The 6485-nt window shown below is 69.8% G+C and carries 6 protein-coding genes; 5 read left to right on the forward strand and 1 reads right to left on the reverse strand.

Translation table 11 applies throughout. The features are described 5' to 3' along the window. Positions 1-124 precede the first annotated feature (124 nt). From NOD94_RS39655 to NOD94_RS39670, 4 genes are all read left to right on the forward strand, one after another. Positions 125-292, forward strand: a complete 168-nt coding sequence (locus NOD94_RS39655; protein ID WP_281211098.1) for a hypothetical protein — start codon at positions 125-127, stop codon at positions 290-292. A 124-nt stretch (positions 293-416) separates the two neighbouring features. Further along, a complete protein-coding gene (locus NOD94_RS39660) occupies positions 417-869 on the forward strand; it encodes a BlaI/MecI/CopY family transcriptional regulator (protein ID WP_281211099.1) in 453 nt (150 codons plus the stop codon). 9 nt (positions 870-878) lie between these two features. Continuing rightward, complete coding sequence (locus tag NOD94_RS39665) at positions 879-1409, forward strand: amino-acid N-acetyltransferase (RefSeq protein ID WP_281211100.1); 531 nt, start codon at positions 879-881, stop codon at positions 1407-1409. Positions 1410-1574: 165 nt separating this feature from the next. Beyond that, the gene (locus NOD94_RS39670) at positions 1575-1910 is read left to right on the forward strand and encodes an Lsr2 family protein (RefSeq protein ID WP_281211103.1); all 336 of its coding nucleotides are present in this window, start codon (positions 1575-1577) and stop codon (positions 1908-1910) included. Here NOD94_RS39670 and NOD94_RS39675 read toward each other — a convergent pair. Next, positions 1892-2491 (reverse strand): SCO3374 family protein, encoded by a 600-nt coding sequence (locus NOD94_RS39675; protein ID WP_281211101.1) that lies wholly within the window; start codon positions 2489-2491, stop codon positions 1892-1894. The two genes, NOD94_RS39670 and NOD94_RS39675, sit on opposite strands and share 19 nt — an antisense overlap. Before the next feature lie 450 nt (positions 2492-2941). Between NOD94_RS39675 and NOD94_RS39680 the strand changes: the two genes are divergently transcribed. Then, the gene (locus tag NOD94_RS39680; protein ID WP_281211102.1) at positions 2942-5467 is read left to right on the forward strand and encodes an ATP-dependent Clp protease ATP-binding subunit; all 2526 of its coding nucleotides are present in this window, start codon (positions 2942-2944) and stop codon (positions 5465-5467) included. The last annotated feature ends 1018 nt before the right edge of the window (positions 5468-6485 follow it).

Consider the following 6485-nt stretch of genomic DNA (forward strand, 5'->3'; position numbering starts at 1 on the left):
CCGCCGCGTCGCCGGACCGCGGCGGTACGTCCGGTACGAGGCGCGGCTCCGCCCCGCGGAGCACCGCGTCGGACACCGCGACCCGGCAAACCCTTCCGCCTTCGGCACTGGCTACGCTGGGGGCATGGACTACGTATCCGCGCTCGTGCCCCCCGTCGTGATGGCCGCGTTCTTCATCGCTCTCGTCGTGACGATCGTGAAGAGCCAGGGCGGTGCCAACAAGAACAAGGAAGACGCCGCCGTCGACGCCGTGATCGCCCGCGCCGAGGCCGCCAAGCAGCCGCAGAAGTAGCGGCGCCGGCCGCGGCCCGACCGGCCGCGGCAGGAGCGCCGGCGAGAGCCGCCCGACCGGTTTTGCCGCGCGTTGCCCGACGAATGGTCGGGCAATTCGGACGATCCCGCACTATCGTGCTGTTGTGCCTCGCCCCTTGGGAGAACTCGAAGACGCAGTCATGACGCGGGTGTGGCAGTGGAACCGCCCGGTCACCGTTCGGGAAGTCCTGGAAGACCTCCAGCAGGAACGGTCCATCGCGTACACCACGGTCATGACGGTTATGGACAATCTCCATCAGAAGGGCTGGGTCCGCCGGGAAGCCGAAGGCCGCGCCTATCGATATACGGCGGTCTCCACCCGCGCCGCCTACTCGGCCGCACTGATGAACGAAGCCTGGTCGACCAGTGACAGCCCGGCCGCCGCTCTCGTCGCCTTCTTCGGCATGATGTCCCAGGAACAGCGCGAAGCCCTCCGCGACGCCATGCGCGTGGTTCAGCACGATGACGCCGGGACTCCCGCGGATCCCGAGCCGGCACCCGCCCCCGCCGAACCGGAAGGGGAGTCCGGCGCGCCGGAACCCGAGCCGGGGCGATAACGTCCGGGTATGGGAGAGCTTTCCACCGCAGACGTGAAAACAGTGACCATCCGCCGTGCGCGCACCCGTGATGTTCCGGCGTTGCGCCGCCTGCTCGACCAGTACGTGCAGCAGCGGATCCTCCTCGACAAAGCCCCCGTGGTCCTTTACGAGGACATCCAGGAGTTCTGGGTCGCGGAACGCGACGATGACGGGCAGGTCGTGGGGTGCGGGGCTCTCCACGTCATGTGGGAAGACCTCGCGGAAGTCCGCACACTCGCCGTCGACCGCGACTTGAAGGGCGCCGGCGTCGGGCACCAGGTGCTCGCCAAGTTGTTGGAGACGGCCCGTCGGCTCGGGGTGAGCCGGGTATTCTGCCTGACCTTCGAAGTGGACTTCTTCGCGAAGCACGGCTTCGTCGAGATCGGCGAGACCCCGGTCGAGACCGATGTCTACATGGAGCTCCTGCGTTCCTATGACGAGGGTGTCGCCGAGTTCCTCGGTCTCGAACGAGTGAAGCCGAACACCTTGGGCAACAGTCGGATGCTTCTGCACCTGTGAACGATCACAGCGGCTTTTTCAGGGGCCCGGGGCCCTGTGGCCTATGTCCGAATCGCGCACGTTTCCCGCCTTGTTGAGGTCCTGAACCTCTCACCGGGGGTTTGTGTTTTCCTGGCAAAAGCGGTTTCCTTTCCGCGTACTGCATTTTCGATGAAAGGAAATCCGGTGGCACAGAAGGTTCAGGTCCTTCTTGTCGACGACCTCGACGGTGGCGAGGCGGACGAGACCGTGACGTTCGCTCTGGATGGCAAGACCTACGAGATCGACCTCACCACCGCCAACGCTGAAAAGCTCCGCGGGCTGCTCGACCCGTACGCCAAGAGCGGCCGCCGCACCGGCGGGCGCGCGTCCGCCGGCCGCACGAAGGGCCGCGCCGCGGCTTCCTCCGGCAGCCCGGACACCGCCGAGATCCGCGCGTGGGCCAAGGCCCAGGGTCTCAGCGTGAACGATCGAGGCCGCGTTCCGGCCGAGATCCGAGAGGCCTACGAAGCCAGGGGCTGAGGCGTACGCCGCCACAGGCGGGCGCGGTGGCATTCCGTCGCCGCCGCGGCCACCAGTCGTACGAGACCGGGACCGGAGCTCCGTCCGGAACCGGTGCCCTGCCCGGGAGCGGGCAGGGACGGCAGCGATGCCTCGCACCCCAGCTCGGGGGGCCGCAGCCAGACGGCGGCCCCCCGAGGGCTTTGGGGCCACCCCGGCGGTACGGGAGCGGCGATCCTGCCCCCGGTACCCACGGCGGTGAGGTCGAGGGGCACCCCGCCCCACTCCAGCCAGTCGAGCAGTCCCTCCAGCTCGTCGGCGGAGCCCGGAGCGACCAGGAAGCGCATCCTGCGTCCCACCAGTGCCACCGGACCGGTGGGCACGGGCCTGCGCAGCACCTCGGCCCCGGCGTCCGCCGGTAGCTCCAGCACGTCGAACCGGACGCCGGTGACGAGCTGTGCGGGAGACCCGACGGCGAGCTGCCAGCCGAGGACGCGCTCGTACCACTGGGACCACGGGGCGCACGACGCGTCCCGCTCGGCCGGGACGCGGGGCGGCGGCACACCGACGGAGCTGATGGAGCTGGCGGAGCTGACGGCCATGCCCGAGCAACTCCGCGGAACGCTCCGGGGTTACGCAGTGCGCCGGAAACAATGCGGAACGTAAACGTCCGCAGAGTGGAGTCCCACATTCGGGACACAAGCGTGTTCGCCCGTAGCGGAGGGAACGGTGCCCACCGGCATGGAGTGTCAGTCCTTACGGGTAAGACATTCCTAGTGGATCGGGGCGACACGCTGATTTGGGCGGCTTCCGTTCGCCATCGGCGTACACGTGTGACGGGTATCTGCCTGGCCTGCGGGAACATCGTCTCGCAGGATCGGGTTGGAGCAGTAGTCGGCTCTTACAGCCGGTTTTCCTCACCGATGTGGGGGTGAGCCGTGGACGGATGTCGGCAGTTGGAATGAGCTGTCCCGCCTCACGGGACTAGCATGCGGTAGGACAGGGCGGGGACCGACCCCGAACTGCCCGACCGCTCTGAGGAGCGATAAACGATGTTCGAGAGGTTCACCGACCGCGCGCGGCGGGTTGTCGTCCTGGCTCAGGAAGAAGCCCGGATGCTCAACCACAACTACATCGGCACCGAGCACATCCTCCTGGGCTTGATCCACGAGGGTGAGGGTGTCGCCGCTAAGGCCCTGGAGAGCCTCGGGATTTCGCTCGAGGCTGTTCGCCAGCAGGTTGAGGAGATCATCGGTCAGGGGCAGCAGGCCCCGTCCGGCCACATCCCCTTCACCCCGCGGGCGAAGAAGGTCCTGGAGCTTTCGCTCCGCGAGGCCCTCCAGCTCGGCCACAACTACATCGGCACCGAGCACATCCTGCTCGGCCTGATCCGCGAGGGCGAGGGCGTCGCCGCCCAGGTCCTCGTGAAGCTGGGAGCCGATCTCAACAGGGTCCGGCAGCAGGTCATCCAGCTGCTTTCCGGCTACACCGGAGGCGGCAAGGAGTCGGCCACGGCAGGCGGCCCGGCCGAGGGAACCCCCTCGACCTCGCTCGTCCTCGACCAGTTCGGCCGCAACCTCACGCAGGCTGCCCGCGAATCCAAGCTCGACCCGGTCATCGGGCGCGAGAAGGAGATCGAGCGGGTCATGCAGGTGCTGTCCCGCCGGACCAAGAACAACCCGGTCCTCATCGGCGAGCCCGGCGTCGGCAAGACCGCCGTCGTCGAGGGCCTGGCCCAGGCGATCGTCAAGGGCGAGGTGCCCGAGACCCTCAAGGACAAGCACCTCTACACCCTGGACCTGGGTGCGCTGGTGGCGGGATCCCGCTACCGCGGTGACTTCGAGGAGCGCCTGAAGAAGGTCCTCAAGGAGATCCGCACCCGCGGCGACATCATCCTGTTCATCGACGAGCTCCACACCCTCGTGGGTGCGGGCGCCGCCGAGGGCGCGATCGACGCCGCCAGCATCCTGAAGCCCATGCTGGCCCGTGGTGAGCTCCAGACCATCGGTGCCACCACGCTGGACGAGTACCGCAAGCACCTCGAGAAGGACGCGGCCCTTGAGCGCCGCTTCCAGCCGATCCAGGTGGCGGAGCCTTCCCTCCCCCACACGATCGAGATCCTCAAGGGTCTGCGCGACCGCTACGAGGCCCACCACCGCGTCTCCATCACGGACGAGGCCCTCGTCCAGGCGGCGACGCTGGCGGACCGGTACATCTCGGACCGCTTCCTGCCGGACAAGGCGATCGACCTGATCGACGAGGCCGGCTCCCGGATGCGCATCCGTCGGATGACCGCGCCGCCGGACCTCCGCGAGTTCGACGAGAAGATCGCGGGCGTGCGCCGCGACAAGGAGTCGGCCATCGACTCCCAGGACTTCGAGAAGGCGGCTTCGCTCCGTGATTCGGAGAAGCAGCTGCTCGCCGCGAAGGCCAAGCGCGAGAAGGAATGGAAGGCCGGCGACATGGACGTCGTCGCCGAGGTCGACGGCGAGCTCATCGCCGAAGTCCTCGCGACCGCGACCGGCATTCCCGTCTTCAAGCTCACGGAGGAGGAGTCTTCCCGCCTCCTGCGCATGGAGGACGAGCTCCACCGTCGCGTCATCGGCCAGAAGGACGCCATCAAGGCGCTCTCCCAGGCCATCCGCCGCACCCGTGCGGGTCTGAAGGACCCGAAGCGTCCCGGTGGCTCGTTCATCTTCGCCGGCCCGTCCGGTGTCGGTAAGACCGAGCTCTCCAAGACGCTCGCCGAATTCCTCTTCGGTGACGAGGACGCGCTGATCTCCCTCGACATGTCGGAGTTCAGCGAGAAGCACACGGTTTCGCGTCTCTTCGGTTCGCCTCCCGGCTACGTGGGCTACGAAGAGGGCGGCCAGCTGACCGAGAAGGTCCGCCGGAAGCCGTTCTCCGTCGTCCTCTTCGACGAGGTCGAGAAGGCGCACCCGGATATCTTCAATTCCCTTCTCCAGATCCTGGAGGACGGTCGCCTGACCGACTCCCAGGGCCGGGTCGTGGACTTCAAGAACACGGTCATCATCATGACGACCAACCTGGGTACGCGGGACATCTCCAAGGGCTTCAACCTGGGCTTCGCCGCCCAGGGCGACACCAAGACCGGTTACGACCGGATGAAGGCGAAGGTCAACGAAGAGCTCAAGCAGCACTTCCGGCCCGAGTTCCTCAACCGCGTCGACGACACGGTCGTCTTCCACCAGCTCACGCAGGAAGACATCATCCAGATCGTCGACCTGATGATCGCCAAGGTGGACGAGCGTCTCAAGGACCGCGACATGGGCATCGAGCTCAGCGGTGACGCGAAGATGCTCCTGGCCAAGCGCGGCTACGACCCGATCATGGGTGCGCGCCCGCTGCGCCGGACCATTCAGCGCGAGATCGAGGACCTGCTGTCGGAGAAGATCCTCTTCGGCGAGCTGCGTCCCGGTCACATCGTGGTCGTCGGCGTGGAGGGTGAGGGCGAGGAAGCCAAGTTCACCTTCCGCGGCGAGGAGAAGTCGGCGCTGCCCGACCTCCCCCCGATCGAGGCGACGGGCTCGGGCCCGGACCTCTCCAAGGGTGCGTAGGCGCTAGCCGCTGGTAGCAGGGCGAAGGGGCGGCCCCGGGACTTTCGAGTCCCGGGGCCGCCCCTTTTTGTTGCCCGGGGCAGGGCAGGGCAGGGGACGGGCCGGGCCCCTGGGGTGATGGGGCCTGTGCGGGTGGTGGCCCACTTCCCGGGCGCGGGGTGGGCGTTGCGCTTCGTGACGGCGGGCGGGAGCGGGCGCGCCGGCGCGGGGGCCTGCGGTGAGGGTGCCGGTGGGCTCGGGGGCACGGCGGTGTCTCTCGGGGTCGTTGCTGGGCCTTGGGTGGGTGTTGGGCTCTTTGGCGGCGGGCGGCGGGCGGCGGGCGGCGGGTGGCGGGTGGCGGGCGGAGGCGGACGGGGCCGGGGCCGGCGCGGGGTGGTGCCGTGGGGGCCTGCGGTGGAGGGTGCCGGTGGGCTCGGGGGCACGGCGGTGTCTCTCGGGGTCGTCGCTGGGCCTTGGGCGGGCGTCGCGCTCCTTGGCGGCGGGCGGGCGGGCGGAGGCCGGGCGGCGCCGGTGCTGCGGGCCGGTGCCGGCGGGCGCCCTGGCGGAGGTCCGGAGGAGGGGCTGGGAGGAGTCTCTGCCCCGCGCCCGGGCTGGTGGGGGCCAGGGGGCGGAGCGCTGCCCTCACCGTGCCGGGGGTGAATGGTCGTGCCCCCTGGCCCCCTGGCCCCCTGAGCGGGAGTGCGGGGCCCCGGGGGCCCGGCGTGGGGACCAGGCACGGGGCGGCGCCTCGCCCCCCCGGGCGGCAGCGGCCAAGGCCGGGGACGCCGCCCAACCGCCTCTCACCCTCGAACCCCGGGTGGGCTCCTGAGCCGTGCCCCGGGCCCTGGCCCCTCACCCTGGCGCCCCGCCCCGCCGCTCCCCGCCCGCCCTGGCCCCGCCAGTCCCGGCCCCGCCCGCCCTGGCCCCGCCCCGGTTTCCGGCCCCGCCCCGGTCCCGCTCTGGTCCCGCCCCGGCCCCACCCGGGGCCAGCCCTGCCTCGGCCCCACCCGGGGCCAGCCCTGCCTCGGCCCCACCCGGG

It is taken from the genome of Streptomyces sp. Isolate_45 (genome assembly GCF_024721315.2).
Classification (GTDB): Bacteria; Actinomycetota; Actinomycetes; order Streptomycetales; family Streptomycetaceae; genus Streptomyces.

Bases quoted from the DNA above. Each gene is read 5' to 3' on its own strand.
- NOD94_RS39655 (WP_281211098.1), top strand. From the start codon at position 125: ATGGACTACGTATCCGCGCTCGTGCCCCCCGTCGTGATGGCCGCGTTC.
- NOD94_RS39665 (WP_281211100.1), top strand. From the start codon at position 879: ATGGGAGAGCTTTCCACCGCAGACGTGAAAACAGTGACCATCCGCCGT.
- NOD94_RS39675 (WP_281211101.1), bottom strand. From the start codon at position 2,491: ATGGCCGTCAGCTCCGCCAGCTCCATCAGCTCCGTCGGTGTGCCGCCG.
- NOD94_RS39680 (WP_281211102.1), top strand. From the start codon at position 2,942: ATGTTCGAGAGGTTCACCGACCGCGCGCGGCGGGTTGTCGTCCTGGCT.